Below are 17259 nucleotides of genomic sequence, written 5' to 3'. Positions count from 1 at the left end.
TTTTTCAGTTGCAAGTTAAGAAGGGGGAGCATGAATGGTCGAGCAAATCGATATGTCGGCAGGTTCGACAGGCGGAGGACAGGGGTCTTCAGGCTACGACGCGGACGACATTCAAGTACTTGAAGGACTGGTAGCGGTTCGGAAACGGCCCGGGATGTACATCGGCAGCACCAGCACTTCAGGTCTGCATCATTTGGTATGGGAAATTGTGGACAACGCTGTCGACGAGCATCTCGCCAAATTCTGCTCCAAAATCGATATCACGCTGCATAAGGACGGTTCTATTACGGTTCAGGATAACGGAAGGGGAATTCCGACAGGTATACATAAAACAGGGATTCCTACTCCCCAGGTCGTGTTTACGATTTTGCACGCAGGCGGAAAGTTCGGTGGATCAGGATATAAGAAATCAGGCGGACTGCACGGCGTAGGTGCTTCGGTAACGAACGCTTTGTCGGAGTGGCTTGAAGTCGAAATCTTCCGTGATGGCAAGATTCATCGTCAACGTTTTGAATATTGGCAGGACAAAAAGGGTGTCGAACATGTCGGAGAGCCGGTAACGGGACTCGAAGTACTCGGGAATACCAACCGGACAGGGACGAAAGTAACGTTTAAACCCGATATACGTGTCTTCCAAAATGGCATTCAATTGAATTATGATACACTGGCAGAACGGCTTCAGGAAATTGCTTTTCTGAACTCGGGCCTGAAAATTGTTCTGAAAGACGAACGTTCAGGCAATCAGGATGAGTACATGTATGAAGGCGGAGCAAGCCAGTTTGTTGCGTATTTGAACGAAAATAAAGATGTGCTGCATGATGTTATTCACTTCTATGCGGAGAAGGATGACATCGAGGTTGAAGTGGCGATCCAGTACAACGCAGGGTACACCGAAACGCTGGCTTCGTTTGTTAACTCGATCCCGACCAGGGGCGGCGGTACACATGAGACCGGATTCAAGACGGCGTATACCCGTGTGATGAACGATTATGCAAGACGCACCAACATGATTAAGGAAAAAGATAAAAACCTTGAGGGTAATGATCTTCGCGAAGGCATGATGGCTGTCATCAGCGTAAAAATGTCCGAAGTCGAATTCGTTGGACAAACGAAAGATCAACTCGGCAGCGCTTCCGCTCGAAGTGCGGTCGATTCGGTCGTTTCGGAGAACATGCAGCGGTTCTTGGAAGAAAACCCGCAGGTGGCTCAGACTTTGATTCGCAAAGCGGTTCAGGCCTCCAAGGCAAGAGAAGCTGCACGCAAGGCCCGTGACGAGATGCGTACAGGCAAAAAGCGCAGTGAAAGTTCCAACCTGAATGGTAAGCTGACTCCGGCACAATCCAAGGATTTTACCCGGAACGAGCTGTTTATTGTTGAAGGGGATTCCGCAGGAGGCTCGGCCAAACAGGGACGCGATTCGAAGATTCAAGCGATACTGCCTCTGAAGGGGAAACCGCTCAATCCGGAAAAATCAAAGCTGGCTGATATCCTCAAAAACGAGGAATATCGTGCAATTACGGCTGCGATCGGAGCGGGTATTGGGACTGAATTTGCCGTTGAAGACAGCAATTATTCCAAAATCATAATCATGACCGATGCGGACACTGACGGTGCACATATCCAGGTGCTGCTGCTGACTTTCTTTTACCGTTATATGAAACCTCTGATTGATCAAGGTAAAGTATTTATTGCACAGCCGCCATTGTATAAGCTCACCCGCAAGTCCGGCAAAATGGCAAGTGTTCGCTACGCTTGGACAGATGATGAGCTGGCGAATTACATGAAGGAGTTTGGAAACAACGTCGAACTTCAACGGTATAAAGGTCTGGGTGAGATGAATCCGGATCAGCTGTGGGAAACGACGATGAATCCGGAGACACGGACGCTGCTCAAGGTGGAGATTGTAGATGCTGCCAAAGCGGAGCGACGTGTGTCAACACTTATGGGTGATAAGGTCGATCCGCGTAAGCGCTGGATTGTAGAGAACGTCGACTTTACAGAGTACGAAGAATAGAAGGTGCTTGGAATGAGTCTATCAGAACAATTTTTGCCGGCCTTTCTCGAAGAGGTCGTTGGTGACCGGTTCGGTCGCTACTCCAAATATATTATTCAGGATCGGGCCATTCCCGATGTTCGGGATGGGTTAAAACCCGTGCAGCGTCGTATTCTATACGCCATGTACGATTCCGGAAATACGCCTGAGAAGCCTTATCGCAAATCCGCAAAAACCGTCGGTGATGTGATGGGTAACTACCATCCCCATGGTGACTCCTCCATCTATGATGGTATGGTACGGATGGCACAACCTTGGAAAATGGGCCATGTGCTCGTCGACGGTCATGGTAACTGGGGATCCCAGGATGATGACCCGGCTGCAGCGATGCGGTATACAGAGGCCCGATTGTCACCGATCGCGATGGAGATGCTGCGAGATATCGAGAAACGGACCGTTCTGTTTAAGGACAATTTCGATAATACAGCCAAAGAGCCGGTTGTGCTGCCATCTCGTTATCCCAACCTTCTGGTCAATGGCGTAAGTGGTATTTCATCCGGCTTCGCAACCGAGATACCAACGCATAATCTGCGTGAAGTCATAGATGCCTGCATCGCGGTCATGGAAAAACCATCGATTGAGCTGGACGAGATCATGATGTTCATGAAAGGTCCGGATTTCCCTACAGGCGGCTTAATTATGGGTGGCGAAGGTATTCTGGATGCTTATCGGACAGGCAAAGGAAGAATTTACATTCGCTCCAAAACGGATATCGAGAATATGCGCGGTGGCAAGCAGCAGATTGTCATTACCGAGATTCCATACCAGGTGGTAAAATCCAGACTTGTTACAGCCATGGAGAATATCCGACTTGAGAAAAAAGTAGAAGGTATTGCCGAAGTTCGCGATGAGAGTGGACGTGACGGTCTGCGTATCGTGGTTGAATTGAAAAAAGAAGCGGATGCGCAAGGTATCCTGGCTTATTTACTGAAAAAAACCGATCTTCAGGTAACCTACAATTTCAACATGGTTGCCATCGTGAACAAGGCACCTCAACAGCTTGGATTGAAATCCATCCTGGAAGCCTATATCGCCCATCAGCGTGAGGTTGTGACGTTCCGGACGAAGTATGAGCTGGAGAAAGCGGAAGACCGTGCACACGTACTGGAGGGTCTTGTCAAAGCGCTGAATATTCTTGACGAAGTCATTGCAGCAATCAAGGCATCCAAAAATCGTCAGGACGCGCAAAATAATCTGATGTGGATGTTCGGATTCTCGGAGCGCCAGGCGGATTCCATCTTGACGCTGCAGCTGTACCGTTTGACCAATCTGGAGATCACATCCCTTCAGAAAGAGCTTGACGATCTGATGAAAAAGATTGCCCAATTACGCTCCATTCTGGATAGCGACCGCAAGCTAATTGGTGTCATCCGCAAAGAATTGATGGAAATCCGGGAGAAATACGGGATCGACCGTCGTTCAGCCATTCAGGGTGAGGTGGAAGAGCTTAAGGTTAATCTGGAAGTCCTCGTCAACGCGGAAGATGTGTTTGTTACATTATCCAAAGAGGGCTATGTAAAACGTACGGGAATGCAGTCCTTTACTCGTTCAGGCGGCGAACGTAACGGAAGCGGTGTAAAGGAAGGCGACTATATTTCACAGGTGCTTGAAGTCAATACGCTTGAAAACCTGCTCGTGTTCACGCAAAAAGGCCAGTACTTTTTGCTGCCTGTTCACCAGGTGCCGGAATTCAAGTGGAAAGACCCCGGGACAGCCATTGTCAATGTCATTCCGTTAGCGAAAGATGATCGTATCGCGAGTGTGCTCGCAGTCAAGTCCTTCGAAGAAGAAGGTCACAGTCTTGTCTTCGTTACACGTAAGGGACAGGTGAAGCGTACCGAGCTGAAAGAGTACGTCACCAAACGTTCCGGAGCTGTAGCTGCTTGCAAAGTGGGTAAGGACGATGAGGTTTTATCGGTACATCTGAGCACAGGCGGCAAGGATATTATGCTTATCACCAAGGAAGCGATGGCGATCCGTTTCCGTGAGGATGAGGTCAATCCAATGGGACGGGTATCCGGAGGGGTTCGTGGTATTCAGTTAAAAGATACGGATGAAGTCGTTTCTGCCTTATGGGTGGAAGGAGATGAGGGCGAGATTGCCGTGCTGTCCGACTTGGGCTATGGTAAACGTTCGCTGCTGCTGGACTATGCATTACAAAGTCGAGGAGGCAAAGGTATTGCCACATTCGAATTCAAAGAAGGTAAACGGGTAAAACCGAACGGAAGCCGCATAGCCGGTGCCTTCTATTGCAGGGAACAACGAAACGTAACGGTAATGACCAAAGAAGGGCAGGCGTATCCGATTTCTTCTGAAGCAGTACCGATTACGGAACGCAAACATATTGGCAAGCTGCTGGTTCATGTGGATAAACAGGATGAAATCGTGGAACTTCTCATGAATTTCGATGAAAATCAGCCAGCATCAACATCGTAAAATGAGTAAAAAGACTTTTTGCACAGCAGTTAACTCTGTCGTGCAAAGAGTCTTTTTTTGTTGTTCAAACTCGGATTAAAAGAGGCTGTCCATGCGAAGTTTAACAACCTTCGTCGATTACGGTCGATCGCTGGGAAATTGAAAAAAGGCAGCAGGAATGCGGGTTTTTAGCGCGAAAAGTTAAGCTAGTGAAGTGAAAAACCGGGTTGCAGAGAGGAGCGATTCAAGATGTATAATTCCGATTTTGCCAAGTGCTGGTCAAGGCTCACCAAGGACTATAAGCTGCATATGGATCAGGAACTGGCCCCCTCTTTAACAGAGGCACAGCTGGCTGTATTGGAGGTTCTTGAGGATCATCAGAAAATGAAGCCATCCGATCTGATTCCTTTTTTGGCTACAACACCTGCGGCAGTAACGATGCTGCTTGACCGTATGGAAAAAAACAATTTGATTCGTCGAGATCGCGATGACAACGATCGAAGAATCGTGTGGGTATCCTTATCTGACAAGGGACGCATGGAGACAGAACGTGGCGTTGCTATTCGAAATGATTTCATGAATTCCGTACTCAGCAATATTTCAATGCACAACCAACAGCTGCTTGTATATCTGCTGGGTAAGATGACAGCACCCAAAACAAAGGAACATGCGTTGTCCTCCACATCCTAATGAACAATGGTGGATAGGGGATAATTCATGATGATATGATTTAAAGTTAATGCTATACCATAGCAAGCCTGTGGATCCTAAGCAGGAGTGCTATGGTATTTATTTTGGCTGGAGGGAATTGACTTGTCTGCTGTATAGGACTCAGAAAGATTTCAGAAAATTTATATGTAAAGAGTTGACTATGTTATTATTTTTGTTATAATAAATAATTGTTCCCCTGATATTTCGTGTGCGAAATATTATATTCCAAAAGTAAAAAGGGTGAATTAATGATTGATACGTATGAAGTATTCTACATTATCAATTCGTTCCGGCAAGTGAATCAAATGCTGTTTCGGGCATTCTGGAATGAAAACAAGCAGATTGAGTTAACTTCGATTCAATTTATGGTGTTATCCATTTTGAAGGAGCGTCCTTCCATTGGCATCAACGAGGTGGCTGAGCTGTGCCATATGGGCAGCAGTTCCATGAGTGCTGTGGTTGAACGTCTGGTCAAGGGTGAATACATAATCCGGACACGTTCCCATTCTGATCGCCGTTCCGTTATGCTGCAAATTACGGATAAAGGAGATAAGGCACAGCAGGAAACCCACCAGTTGTGGATGGAAAGAGTATCTCCCATATTGGATATTCCAAAAGAAGATCTTGAGCATCTGCTAAGAATTCATACTCAAATGATTGAAAAGTTAGAAGGAAGAGAGATGAACAACCCATGAGTACTACCGCTGCAGCTCCATCCTCTGCGATGGACAATATTAAGAAGGGACCGATTGTAGCCGCGCTGCTAATTGGTGCATTTGTAGCCTTCTTGAACCAAACCCTGATGAACGTGGCTCTTCCTAAAATCATGGAAGATCTCGGTATCGGGGCGAATACAGCCCAATGGCTGACAACGGGATACATGCTCGTCAATGGCGTGCTAATTCCGGTCACGGCATATCTGATTGCCAGATTTTCAACACGTCAGATCTTTATTACGGCAATGACGTTATTTACATTAGGAACGTTGGTCTGCGGAATCAGTCCGAATTTCTCCGTTCTGATGGTTGGTCGTGTGATTCAAGCGGCAGGCGCAGGTATTCTGATGCCTCTGATGACTGTCGTGTTCCTGACCATTTTCCCGATTGAGAAACGCGGTCAGGCCATGGGGACAATGGGGATCGCCATGATCCTTGCTCCGGCCATTGGACCTACGCTTTCCGGTTATGTGGTAGAACATTATTCCTGGAGACTGCTGTTCTATATCATCTTGCCATTCTCCGTGATTGCAACAGCAATCGGTATTGCATTTGTCAAAAATGTAACCCGTCAATCCAAACCGAAACTCGATTATCCAGGCGTTGTTTTGTCCACACTTGGATTTGGTAGCTTGTTGTACGGTTTCAGTGATGCTGGTACAGATGGATGGGGAAGTGCAGTGGTTATCAGCTGCCTGGTCGTAGGTGCCATATCGTTGATCCTGTTCGTTGTTCGTCAACTGACAACCGATCATCCATTGCTGGAGTTCCGTATTTTCAAATACAACATGTACACATTAACTACAATTATTAATATGCTTGTGACAATGGCGATGTTTGCCGGCATGATTTTGCTTCCGATTTTCCTGCAAAATATTCGCGGCTTCTCACCAATTGAATCAGGTTTGCTCATGATGCCTGGTGCGATTCTGATGGGGATTATGTCTCCAATCACTGGCCGTATCTTTGACAAAGTTGGCGCTCGCTGGCTGTCCGTTGCAGGTCTTGCGATTACTGCAATTACGACATGGGGGCTCAGCCGCCTGTCCATTGATACAACATATGGCTACATGATGTTTATCTATACTGCACGGATGTTCGGTATGTCGATGTTGATGATGCCAATTCAGACTGCCGGCTTGAACCAACTGCCACAGCGTTTGAACGCACACGGTACAGCAATGTCCAACACACTTCGTACGGTTGCTGGTGCGATTGGTACAGCCATTCTGGTTACGATCATGAGCAGTAAATTGAAATCCCACCTGGCAGATACACTTGCCTTGGGACAGATTAATCCTGAGGATCAAGCTGCTATGCTCGGTGCTACGGCAGATGCAACCATCTACGGGGTAAACTACGCATTTACGGTGGCTACTTGGATGACCGTTGCCGCAATGCTTCTGGCGTTCTTTATCCGTAAGACGAAGCCGGCAATTGAACCAACACCGGTGGAACAGCATCAAAAAGCGAATGCAACAGCTTAAATATATTATTGGTATCATCTTTTAATATTCATACGAGTTACGCTTGTATACAAAGCGATTGAATGAGAGAGAGCCTCAGCAGTTCAAACTGCTGAGGCTCTTTTTGTATTAGAGATAGCGAAAAAGAATTATTCCTGGTGTTATCCGTCCGATGAATCGTCAAGAAATACCGGTCCAGGATCATATCCAAACTGCTGGAGGTTAATGGTCCCATTCAGCTGAAATTCAACACCCTCGCTGACGAGCTCGGTCTCCTGCATCATGCGAGCATGTTCGTCTGGAATGGCAATCTCTCCTTTGGCGTTAACGACACGATGCCAGGGAAGTCGCTCCTTGCGGCTCATGGAGTGAAGAATGCGCACAACCTGCCTTGCAGCACGGGGGCTGCCCGCAAGAGCAGCTATCTGGCCATAGGTCATGACTTTGCCTTCCGGTATAGATGCAATAATGGCCACGACTTGTTTAGTGAACGGTGTCATTTGAATGCAAACTTCCTTTCTCCATCCTAGGAGTATTGGCTCTGTTCTCTAACAGATCTTTGTCTTGTAGTGAATGGTCATGATACTTGTCGTTTCGATCGAGATACATTGTTAAAAAAACCGTGTACCCAGAATATAGATTCGGATACACGGTTTGTCCATTATTCTTTAAACGCATCCTCATACACGCCAGATGGCCATTCCGCCCATGGAAACTCGCGGGGAGGCAGCGATCTTAATGTGATCTCTTCCTTGGTTACCGGGTGAGGAAAAGCTGCGATGGCAGACCAGAGAGCGATCTGCTGGCCGGGCTTGTTCACACCTGCACCGTACTTCTGATCTCCAAACAAGGGACAGCCAGATTCTTTCATTTGAACTCGAATCTGGTGCGATCTTCCGGTGTGAAGTTCGATGTGTACGAGACTGTATCGATCCGTTTGACCGATAACCCGGTAATCCAGAACAGCGTCTTTACCGCCGGGTGTACCTTTCGGTACAGCTGTTACTGTGTTGGTTCGCGCATCTTTCAGCAAAGTATGCCTCAACGTACCCTGCTGCGCAGGTAGTTTACCATGAACAACGGCCGCGTATATTTTGCGGAAATGTCGTCCACGGACCGTTTCAGACAATCTGGAAGCTGCCTTGGAGGTTTTGGCGAAAATCATTGCACCTCCAACGGGGCGATCCAGCCTGTGAACCAGACCGAGATATACATTGCCGGGTTTATTGTACCGTTCCTTCAAATCCTGCTTCAGGAGCGTAAGCAGATCGGGATCTCCCGATGCGTCCTCCTGGGTAGGTACATTAACAGGTTTCGTAATGCCTAACAGGTGATTATCCTCGTATAGTACAGGAATATCACCAGGTGGCTGTACATGATCAGACATCATGACTCCCAGCGGCCCAGAATGCCGCAAGGCAGGTCCAAACCACTGCGTGTAATCGGCAGACCGATCTCACCTGCAGTAATGCTGCCTCCGTATTGAGCTGACATCGTCATCGTCAGCATGTTGCGCAGAACTGTGGATGAGATGCCAGTAGTGTAGGAATTAACCAGCATGAATAGTGGGTTATCCGACAAAACACTCATGCAAGATTTCAGGAAGGGGTACAGATTCTCTTCCAGCTTCCACGTCTCTCCATTAGGTCCCCGGCCGTAGGACGGAGGATCCATAATAATCGCATCGTAACGGTTACCACGGCGCTGCTCACGCTGTACGAATTTGAATACATCGTCCGTAATAAAACGAACAGGGCGGTCTGCAAGACCGGAGAGTTGAACGTTCTCTTTGGCCCACTGCACCATGCCTTTGGCTGCATCCACGTGAACTACCGAAGCGCCGGCATAAGCTGCAGCAACCGTCGCACCGCCCGTGTAGGCAAACAGGTTGAGTACGGAGATGGGCCGTCCTGCATTCGAGATTTTATCCATCATCCAGCTCCAGTTGGCAGCTTGTTCAGGGAACAGGCCTGTATGCTTGAAGCTGGTTGGTTTAATGTGAAACTTAAGGTTTTCGTATCCAATGGTCCAGCGTTCCGGAATTGGCTTCTTCATATCCCAGCTGCCGCCACCGGAAGAGCTGCGGTGATAGTGACCATGCACCTGGCGCCATTCATTGGTTTCTTTTTCGAGAGGCCAAATAATTTGGGGATCGGGTCTGCGCAAGATGACATCGCCCCAACGCTCCAGTTTCTCGCCGCCTCCTGTATCGATTACTTCATAGTCCTTCCAGTTCGATGCTACGTACATAGTCGTTTATCCATCCTTCAAAAGTCATTTGGATACTATTGTACAACAAAAAAGGGCCTGTACGCCAGTTGGGGTGGGCAGACGGGGCTTTTGTTGTTTTGATTTTGCTGTGTAACCATATCCTAAAAATGAAGAAAAGATGAAAATTTAATTTGACAATGATAATCATTATCACATATGATTTTGATAATTCAGATGTCCTTTATGAACTGCATGATCTAGATGACTAAATTAAAGTGAGGGAAAAATAGATGGCTAAATTGTTGGTGGCTTATGCGAGCATGACTGGAAATACGGAAGAAATTGCAGAACTGATTGTAGAGGGAATTACACAGGGAGGGCATGAGGCAGTCCTCAAGGATGTAGTGGATTGCAATGCAGCAGATGTGCTTGAATATGATGCTTTCCTGATTGGATTATACACATGGGGAGACGGGGAACTGCCCGATGAATTCCTTGATTTTTACGAAGAGCTGGATGAACTGGACTTGAGTGGCAAAAGAGCAGCAGTCTTCGGCAGCGGTGACACATCTTATGAGCAATTTTGCGGAGCGGTGGATCTTGCAGCTGCGAAGCTGCAGGAACGCGGGGCGGAGGTATCTCCAGAGGTGCTGAAGATTGAGTACAGTCCGATGGAGCAGGAGAAGGATACATGCCGTGAATTCGGTAAACGCTTCGCTGCTGCCGGATTACAGGTGTCCTAGAAATTATGATGAAACCTAATGTTCAGGCATCCGTTCAGCCGAGAGGATCGTACCATTCGGAGCGACTGCTTGAGGATTACAAATTGGAGGAGATGCTTCGCAGCCCGCATCGATTCATTCGCCCAGAATCGGAGGCTGCAGAGCGTTCCCCGCTGCAATGGAGACACCGCGTTCAGTATGCGGTAAGTCATGCAGTTAATGCCTTTTATAGTATGGACCCGGAAGTGCGCAAGGAGGTTCCGGTACAATATCTGCTGGAAAAGTGGTGGCCGAAAAAGGCAGCAGGTTTCGAATCCATCCTTCATTACTGGGATGTGAAAAATAAAGTCATTGATGAACTATCATTGGCGATCGCCATGAACGATGATTTGAAACATCCCATGATCCTGTTTGAACAGTGGAAAACCGAAATTCCTGCACTTTCCATGCACTTGTCGATGATTTTTCAGACAGCTTGGCAACCGGAAGGGTGGGACACTCTGCTGCTTCAGAAATTCATGGTGGTCCACGATCCAAACGTAGTTGAAGCTTTTCAGCATATGGCCAGTGTGTTTTGCTGGGAAGCCTTCGGGAAGCTGCCTGGCATGATTGAAATTTACTGTTTGCTCGAAGGTCGTAAAATTCGATTCATTCCGGGACGTCAATCCCTGGTTCGTTCAATGGATTACATCAGGCTTGTACGTGACAGTATCCCGCAAACGGAAAATTCGGAAACGGAACATTTCACCTCCCGTGACAAAGCCCGGATACATGAGGAAGTGGACCGAAGAAGAAGTGAAGTGGAGCCCAAGAAGAACTGGCTCATGTAAATCTGCATGAAGAGTGTCTGAGATAGTGAAGATAAAGGAGGAGCGAAACAATGTTAACCGGTGTGAATCAATTGGGGAGTGGCAAGAAGCGTGCAGGAAGCTGCGAATTCAGCCCACTTCCAGTACCACAGTCGGTGATTGGACGTTTGCTGGATGAGGCAGATCCTTCCTTGTACGTGATGAGTTCTAAACCCTGGCGATTTATGCTTTTTGCTGGAGAAGGCCGCCAGCTCTATCTGGAAGCGGTCAGACAGAGCTATCCTCCTCACTTGGCAGACCGATATGGTGACTGGGCTGCATATCAATATACAGAAGCCATCCCTGCGCATCTGATTGTCGTTGCACCAACGGGCAGTCAAGAGGATCATATGCTGCCTGCAAAAGCCTGGAGCAGGCGATTCACCATGCTGGCAGCAGAACAGGGACTGCATGCGGTTTGGAAAATGAATGATTATCAGCAGCACCCCGTATTTATGAATCTGATGGGCTTAACCAGTGAAGAGCAGGTATTAGGAGTCTTTCACATCGGTTACGGAGACCAGCCTGCATTAAGAGATGTGGATATTAGCAGACCAGCCTCTGAACTGATGACAGTCTATGACCATCTGGTTTGAAACGTTGCCTCTTAGGCGAACAGAAATTAATGATGCGTGTCTGCCAGGAAATTGTTAACGAGCTGACGATAGGTGTCTACGCCAGAATAGGTTGAGTACAAACGGTTGGATACGGTAATACTGTTCCCGAAGAAAAAACGTTCGAATTGGGTCTGTCTGCCGCCGAATGAACCTGCACCGAGCTCCCAGATCAAACGGAAAAGGGAAGTGCGCTGGTGTGCTGTCATATCCGTCCCTCTCAGGTAAATGTCCAAATGCGCTGCTGCATCCGTTTTGAATTCTTCCTCCTGAGGCACCATAATCATCCCGCTTGAAGCCATTAACTGGATAATTTCAATCATCTCGGGATACAGCTTCGGATATAGAATATTGGCAGCCATCAGTGGCTGTGGTGCAGGAAGTATAAAACCTCTACCATCAGGAATGGCACCAGCTTCAGCTGCGATGGCCAAGCCCTTAAGAGACTCAAGTCCGGCTAATACACGTGCTGTCTTTTCAACGACGTGTGCTTCAGAGGCAATGTCAAGTGTATCGGTGAGCAACTGAAGTGTTCCCAGAATGAATTCGGTCTTGGCAATATATCGGCATAACACTTGATGTCCCGCGTGAATGTGGAAGTTGCTTCCGCTAAATAGACGCGAGGACATTTCTTCGTTTCCGGCAAAGAAAATCCGATCATGAGGAACTAAGACATGATCAAAAATGACGATGTTATCCATTTCCTCGTATCTGGAGCTGAGCGGAAAATTAAAGCGTGATTCAGATGCATAGGTATCCCGGCATACGAGGGTGATGCCTGGCAGATCATTAGGTACGGCAAACGCAAAGGCGAATGGATTCTCGTCGTCAAATGGGGCAGGCGAGGGGGACGGGTATACAAAAATTTCGTCACAAGTTGCTCCCTGTGTAGCCATCATGAATGCCCCAGTGATAATAAGGCCATCTTCGGTGTGCTCAACCACCTTGGCTGCGATTGCATCCTCGGTAGCGTCTATTTGCCCGGATATTTTGCTGGCGTGTGGCTGTATGAAGGCATGAGAGAGGGTAATATCATTGTCACGACAGAAGGCATAGTAGTTCCTCAGATTTTCAGCGTACTGCGGAGATAACTCGTTAAGGAGATCCGCTGCAGTATAGAATGACATGATGGCCGTGTTCATATAATCGGGTGACCGACCCAGAAACCCGTGATGAGCGTTTGACCAGACACTCATCGCTTCACGGCGTTTCCGCAGATCATCCACTGTGGTGGGCGGCAGGAATGATAGTCCCACAGGTTTGCCGTCCGCGGGGGATTCGTACGTCATCTTGCCTGCAAGCAGCGGATCTGACTGCATGTCGTAGAGCTGCGCTTGTGTCTCCATAAGCCCTTTGAAAGCAAGGTGCTCGGATCTTTTACCCGTAACGAGTTCTCCCTTATACCAGCAGGGGACAGTCTGGGCATTGATTCGTTCAATGTACTGCTTGCCACTTTTAACAGGCATCGTTATTCACCTCTTGGATCTAATCGTTCATGGGCAGATTGACTGCTCTCGTAGTTTACGTGGGCAGCAGCCATTATGTGCATCCTGACAGAGGAATAACGAACTTGGCAAAAAGGGCTTGATAATAATTATCATTCTTGTTACAATACAAAAAGAAAAAGGAACCGGCCAGGGCTCCTTTAACTTAAAACAATGGTAAAGTTTTTATTTTACTTCAAAGGTTTTGCAGTCTGTTTCAGCAGACTTGCTTGCTTCTTGGGAACTGTGGCTCACGATATAAATCGAATCAGCATTACATTTGTTCTCTTCAGCCCAGTGAACACAGGAATTCACTTCACACAATACGTCTTTTGCCATGATTAATAACCTCACTTTGTGTTAGATTACATTCGTTGGTATAAAGATAAGTTCGACTTTTCAAGTTGCCGCTTGAAGTTCGAACATGTTTTGTCCTCTTGATAAAGAGGGCTTATTTGCGTTATACACAACGATGCACTTTCAGAATAGCAAATTTGGGCAGAGCATGCAACATGTGAAACTGTTATACAAAGCTTACTGCGCGAGCGTGGAAGACTGACTTTGCAAAAAGGCGGTCGTATGCTATGATTAAATAGTAATTATTACGATTAATTAAAAATGCAATAAGAAACTCATCACTAACTCACGACAATCTTTTTTTAAGTCGTTTAATGTGACGATTAGAAAACTCAGTTGATCGTGACCTCTTTATTCCACTTCTCAAACATCAATTAATTAAGGCTTGGAGATTCGCAGTTTACTCTCCTGGCATGAACGAAGGAGAGTTATCCAAACATGAGCAAAACAAATCATATGAATCGTATTCCCCGTGCCAAGGGAATAGATATGGCTGCTTTTTATTCACCAAAAGAGTGTACACGCAAAGTGAAGCACATCGTCTTCTCACAGGAGAACGAGCGTGTCATTGAGGAATTCCTGACCATTCTCGGCATGAAGGAACGCTTTGTGGAGCATGATGTTTCCATGCCGAACAAATTGGTCATGTTTGGTCCTCCCGGCACCGGGAAGACATTAACGGCATCCTACCTGGCCTCACGGCTTAATCTCCCACTGGTTTTGGTACGTCTGGACGCCATCATTCACAGCCATTTGGGAGAGACGGCTACGAATGTACGCAAACTTTTTGAGTATGCACGCCTGAATCCCTGTGTCCTGTTTTTGGATGAGTTCGATGCCATTGGCCGCACCCGGGAGAGCAATGATGAAGTGAAAGAGATGGCCAGGGTAGTTAACACCTTGCTGCAGTGTCTGGATGAATTTGAAGGCGATAGCGTACTGGTGGCAGCCACCAATTTGGAAACCCAACTGGATCATGCCGTATGGCGTAGATTTGATACCAAAATAACGTATGGCATGCCGGATGAAGAGAGCAGGCAGCGATATATCAACAAACTGGTTGGACAATTTGAGCATCAGCCAGACCTGAAAACCTATATGTGCAAGCAGTTAAAAGGATGCAGTTACGCTGATGTGGAGCAGATTGTGCTCAAAGCCAAACGGAAAGCGATTATTACGGACAGTCCATTGCATGAACAATTGATAACGGATGCATATGATGAGTATATGCCGCGATTATTATCTACATAGAAGCTCAGCCGAAATATTACTTGTTCGATAAACAAAATTAAAATGATACAACGAAACAGCCCTGCCAGGAATCCATTCAGGAAACCGGGCCGGGCTGTTCTGCTGTTTAAGATGTTCTAAGCATTTACTGGTGAACGGTACGCTTTTTCCGGAGTTGTTGCATCAGGTGTCTTCCAGCGTGGCAATTTTAGCGTAAATAGACTTCCTTTTGGGCTGCTTGAAGTGAGAGTCAGATCTCCACCTTGTGCTTGAGCGAGAAGGCGGCTGTAAGTGAGACCAAGTCCCAATCCCCGAGACCGACGCTTCTTGAGCTCGCCACGGTAGAAACGTTCAAATATTTTGGATTGATCTTCCTCGGCAATGCCTGTTCCGTTGTCCTGTACGTCTACGTAGAGATCGTGTTCTTCAGCTCGCAAGCGAATGTCGAACAACGCGGTTTGACCCGAAGCTGTGGCCTGCAAACCATTATTCAGCAGATTGACGATAATTTGCTGAATCCGCAATGCATCACCGATCGTATATAGTGCCCCCGCAGGTACATGCATTGCTACTTCCGGTGATTGATCCTCGTAAGCGATTTTCCACTGGTAAATAATCTCCCCAACCAGCAGACTCAGATCGACGCGCTCATGGCGTACGGCAACACTGCCTGCACTCATGGCATTATAGTCCAGAAGATCAGCCACCATGCGTTCCATACGTTCAGATTCTTTTAATGCGATATCGAGAAACTCCTTGCCTTCCTGCGGGCTGACGATATCATCTCGAACGGCCATAACCAGTCCTTTGATGGAGGTAACCGGGGTTTTCAGCTCATGGGTAACGCCTGCCAGTGAGAGATTACGCCATTCCTCCAGCTGCTGTAATCGAAGGGACATTTCGCGAAAAGAATGGACGAGTTCATTCATTTCCTGCTCCCTGGTGTCCAGATTCAGGTTTACATCATAATTACCGGTTCGAATCTGCTCTGCAGCATGTGCAACCTGGCGAATAGGTTTGGACAGCTTGCGGGACAGAAGATAGATCGTAAACCAGCCACATAGAATGAGAGCAGCAAACAGCAGACCTACGATCAGCAGAGTGTCGGGACTGTAAGTTATGGCTTTTTTGGACTGCAGCACCCATACTTTACCCAGCGTCTGGTCGGCATCCACTACATTGACGGTTACACCCGCAAATTTGTGGTTTCGCGGCTCCGACAGATCATCCGACAGTCTAGTATAGACTTCCTGCTGGGTCATTTTTGGGTTTGAATAGATCAATTGATTGTTGTTGTCGAGAATCATGATGCAAAAATGATTATCGGTATTAAAAAGCTTGGTACGCTTGTCCACCAATCGATCCAGATCAGGAGGGATGTGCAGTTTGTTTTCAGTCCCTGAAACCTTCTCCGCAATTTCAAGCCCCAGAAGCTCAGCGGTTTTGAGACCTTTCTCCAGAGAAGTGGTCCTGATCCAGTAGAGTGCCCCAGCAACAATAATGATGAAGCCAATACAGAGGATCAGAAAATATTGAAGCGTCCAATAGGAGAGAATGGATGTTTTTCGTTTAGGCGTTTTACGGCTCAGTTTGCGATCCAAAATTGATACCCCATTCCCCTTAAAGTCCGGATTTCTCCTGTTTCTGGCAGCCAGTGGGATAGGGCCTGACGCAACCGCTTAATGGAAAGATCCACAGCCCGGTCACTTCCGTCATAGTCCATGCCCCATACCTGCTCAATGAGATGCTCCCGGGTGAATGTTCGATTCGGATATTCGGATAGGAACATCAGCAGCGACAGGTCGCGAGGCGTTAACGCCACTTCTGCACCGTTCAGCAGTACCTGTTTGGCTGCCAGATCAATGACCAGATTGCCAAAATAACGTTTACCTTCCCCTTCTGCTGTCCAATGTGGATTGCGGCGAAGTACGGCGTTAACTCTTGCAACCACTTCCTCCGGCACGAAGGGTTTGCTCATATAATCGTCGGCACCGGCATTCAGCCCGTTGAGACGGTCCTGAATGTCGTCCAGTGCCGTTAGCATAATGACAGGGCAAGGGCTTTTTTCACGAATCACCCGCAGCAGATCCCAACCATCCATCCCTGGCAGCATGACATCGAGCAGAACGAGGGAGGGTACGTCAGAATCAAATAAAGTGAGAGCAGTGGGTCCATCTGCGGCGTGACGGACCTCAAAACCCGCTTTTCTCAGATAAGCAGCCAGCACACGCGCAATGGCTTGCTCATCCTCAACGATAAGTATGGATTTCAAGAAGGTGTCTCCTTTCACGACATAAGCTTGTGTACTGATTTTACATGAGCCGGAGCTTAAAGCCAATTAGGCAAATATTTTCAGAAAAAGAATGAAGCTTTCAACCATTTTGACGTCATCCTGACACATTGGGTTGATAAGATTCTTGCAACAACCAACT

16 protein-coding genes are annotated in these 17259 nt (G+C 47.4%); 9 read left to right on the top strand and 7 right to left on the bottom strand.

Going from position 1 to position 17259, the window contains the following annotated elements; all coding sequences use genetic code 11:
• The first annotated feature begins 34 nt into the window (after positions 1-34).
• The 5 genes from parE to F4V51_RS18170 all read left to right on the top strand — a co-directional run bounded on the left by parE (position 35) and on the right by F4V51_RS18170 (position 7382).
• Entirely contained in the window at positions 35-2014 is a 1980-nt protein-coding gene (gene parE / locus F4V51_RS18190; RefSeq protein ID WP_095292702.1) for a DNA topoisomerase IV subunit B, read from the top strand.
• A gap of 12 nt (positions 2015-2026) precedes the next feature.
• Positions 2027-4489, top strand: coding sequence for a DNA gyrase subunit A (gene gyrA / locus F4V51_RS18185; protein WP_153979134.1), 2463 nt, complete (start codon positions 2027-2029; stop codon positions 4487-4489).
• Between the two features lie 228 nt (positions 4490-4717).
• Positions 4718-5158 (top strand): MarR family winged helix-turn-helix transcriptional regulator, encoded by a 441-nt coding sequence (locus F4V51_RS18180; RefSeq protein ID WP_095361860.1) that lies wholly within the window; start codon positions 4718-4720, stop codon positions 5156-5158.
• Positions 5159-5427: 269 nt separating this feature from the next.
• On the top strand, positions 5428-5874 hold the full coding sequence (locus tag F4V51_RS18175; protein WP_153979133.1) for a MarR family winged helix-turn-helix transcriptional regulator: 447 nt from the start codon (positions 5428-5430) through the stop codon (positions 5872-5874).
• The gene (locus F4V51_RS18170) at positions 5871-7382 is read left to right on the top strand and encodes a DHA2 family efflux MFS transporter permease subunit (RefSeq protein ID WP_153979132.1); all 1512 of its coding nucleotides are present in this window, start codon (positions 5871-5873) and stop codon (positions 7380-7382) included. The genes F4V51_RS18175 and F4V51_RS18170 overlap by 4 nt, the downstream gene beginning before the upstream one ends.
• A gap of 140 nt (positions 7383-7522) precedes the next feature.
• Here the strand turns inward: F4V51_RS18170 and F4V51_RS18165 are convergent, their stop codons facing one another.
• From F4V51_RS18165 to F4V51_RS18155, 3 genes are all read right to left on the bottom strand, one after another.
• Positions 7523-7861: an MGMT family protein gene (locus F4V51_RS18165; RefSeq protein ID WP_153979131.1), complete on the bottom strand. Its 339-nt coding sequence runs from the start codon at positions 7859-7861 to the stop codon at positions 7523-7525.
• 161 nt (positions 7862-8022) lie between these two features.
• Entirely contained in the window at positions 8023-8751 is a 729-nt protein-coding gene (locus tag F4V51_RS18160) for an RluA family pseudouridine synthase (RefSeq protein WP_236146589.1), read from the bottom strand.
• Entirely contained in the window at positions 8748-9611 is an 864-nt protein-coding gene (locus F4V51_RS18155) for a class I SAM-dependent methyltransferase (protein ID WP_153979130.1), read from the bottom strand. The genes F4V51_RS18160 and F4V51_RS18155 overlap by 4 nt, the downstream gene beginning before the upstream one ends.
• A 251-nt stretch (positions 9612-9862) precedes the next feature.
• Here F4V51_RS18155 and F4V51_RS18150 point away from each other — a divergent pair, with 251 nt between their 5' ends.
• The 3 genes from F4V51_RS18150 to F4V51_RS18140 are packed head-to-tail and all read left to right on the top strand — an operon-like array spanning position 9863 to position 11738.
• Entirely contained in the window at positions 9863-10315 is a 453-nt protein-coding gene (locus F4V51_RS18150) for a flavodoxin (protein ID WP_153979129.1), read from the top strand.
• Between the two features lie 5 nt (positions 10316-10320).
• On the top strand, positions 10321-11124 hold the full coding sequence (locus F4V51_RS18145) for a hypothetical protein (protein ID WP_153979128.1): 804 nt from the start codon (positions 10321-10323) through the stop codon (positions 11122-11124).
• Positions 11125-11174: 50 nt separating this feature from the next.
• Positions 11175-11738, top strand: a complete 564-nt coding sequence (locus F4V51_RS18140) for a nitroreductase family protein (RefSeq protein WP_153979127.1) — start codon at positions 11175-11177, stop codon at positions 11736-11738.
• A gap of 26 nt (positions 11739-11764) precedes the next feature.
• On the opposite strand, the gene F4V51_RS18135 is transcribed toward F4V51_RS18140, so the two are convergent.
• Both F4V51_RS18135 and F4V51_RS18130 read right to left on the bottom strand, forming a co-directional pair.
• Positions 11765-13222, bottom strand: coding sequence for a 4-hydroxyphenylacetate 3-hydroxylase family protein (locus tag F4V51_RS18135; protein ID WP_153979126.1), 1458 nt, complete (start codon positions 13220-13222; stop codon positions 11765-11767).
• Between the two features lie 204 nt (positions 13223-13426).
• Entirely contained in the window at positions 13427-13579 is a 153-nt protein-coding gene (locus tag F4V51_RS18130) for a DUF1540 domain-containing protein (protein WP_095292667.1), read from the bottom strand.
• A 456-nt stretch (positions 13580-14035) separates the two neighbouring features.
• Here F4V51_RS18130 and F4V51_RS18125 point away from each other — a divergent pair, with 456 nt between their 5' ends.
• The gene (locus F4V51_RS18125; RefSeq protein ID WP_153979125.1) at positions 14036-14848 is read left to right on the top strand and encodes an AAA family ATPase; all 813 of its coding nucleotides are present in this window, start codon (positions 14036-14038) and stop codon (positions 14846-14848) included.
• Positions 14849-14964: 116 nt separating this feature from the next.
• Here F4V51_RS18125 and F4V51_RS18120 read toward each other — a convergent pair whose 3' ends face one another.
• Both F4V51_RS18120 and F4V51_RS18115 read right to left on the bottom strand, forming a co-directional pair.
• Positions 14965-16428 carry a HAMP domain-containing sensor histidine kinase gene (locus tag F4V51_RS18120; protein ID WP_153979124.1) on the bottom strand — a complete coding sequence of 488 codons (1464 nt, stop codon included), beginning with the start codon at positions 16426-16428 and terminating at the stop codon, positions 14965-14967.
• On the bottom strand, positions 16413-17099 hold the full coding sequence (locus F4V51_RS18115) for a response regulator transcription factor (RefSeq protein WP_153979123.1): 687 nt from the start codon (positions 17097-17099) through the stop codon (positions 16413-16415). The genes F4V51_RS18120 and F4V51_RS18115 overlap by 16 nt, the downstream gene beginning before the upstream one ends.
• Positions 17100-17259 lie beyond the last annotated feature (160 nt).

It is taken from the genome of Paenibacillus xylanilyticus, from assembly GCF_009664365.1.
Lineage (GTDB): Bacteria > Bacillota > Bacilli > Paenibacillales > Paenibacillaceae > Paenibacillus > Paenibacillus xylanilyticus_A.
Note: the sequence above shows the minus strand (reverse complement) of the source record. Positions and strands in the feature narration are given on the sequence as shown.

Excerpts from the sequence above, each read along its gene's own strand:
- parE (WP_095292702.1), top strand. The coding sequence starts at position 35 with ATGGTCGAGCAAATCGATATGTCGGCAGGTTCGACAGGCGGAGGACAG.
- gyrA (WP_153979134.1), top strand. The coding sequence starts at position 2,027 with ATGAGTCTATCAGAACAATTTTTGCCGGCCTTTCTCGAAGAGGTCGTT.
- F4V51_RS18180 (WP_095361860.1), top strand. The coding sequence starts at position 4,718 with ATGTATAATTCCGATTTTGCCAAGTGCTGGTCAAGGCTCACCAAGGAC.
- F4V51_RS18175 (WP_153979133.1), top strand. The coding sequence starts at position 5,428 with ATGATTGATACGTATGAAGTATTCTACATTATCAATTCGTTCCGGCAA.
- F4V51_RS18170 (WP_153979132.1), top strand. The coding sequence starts at position 5,871 with ATGAGTACTACCGCTGCAGCTCCATCCTCTGCGATGGACAATATTAAG.
- F4V51_RS18165 (WP_153979131.1), bottom strand. The coding sequence starts at position 7,861 with ATGACACCGTTCACTAAACAAGTCGTGGCCATTATTGCATCTATACCG.
- F4V51_RS18160 (WP_236146589.1), bottom strand. The coding sequence starts at position 8,751 with ATGATGTCTGATCATGTACAGCCACCTGGTGATATTCCTGTACTATAC.
- F4V51_RS18155 (WP_153979130.1), bottom strand. The coding sequence starts at position 9,611 with ATGTACGTAGCATCGAACTGGAAGGACTATGAAGTAATCGATACAGGA.
- F4V51_RS18150 (WP_153979129.1), top strand. The coding sequence starts at position 9,863 with ATGGCTAAATTGTTGGTGGCTTATGCGAGCATGACTGGAAATACGGAA.
- F4V51_RS18145 (WP_153979128.1), top strand. The coding sequence starts at position 10,321 with ATGATGAAACCTAATGTTCAGGCATCCGTTCAGCCGAGAGGATCGTAC.
- F4V51_RS18140 (WP_153979127.1), top strand. The coding sequence starts at position 11,175 with ATGTTAACCGGTGTGAATCAATTGGGGAGTGGCAAGAAGCGTGCAGGA.
- F4V51_RS18135 (WP_153979126.1), bottom strand. The coding sequence starts at position 13,222 with ATGCCTGTTAAAAGTGGCAAGCAGTACATTGAACGAATCAATGCCCAG.
- F4V51_RS18130 (WP_095292667.1), bottom strand. The coding sequence starts at position 13,579 with ATGGCAAAAGACGTATTGTGTGAAGTGAATTCCTGTGTTCACTGGGCT.
- F4V51_RS18125 (WP_153979125.1), top strand. The coding sequence starts at position 14,036 with ATGAGCAAAACAAATCATATGAATCGTATTCCCCGTGCCAAGGGAATA.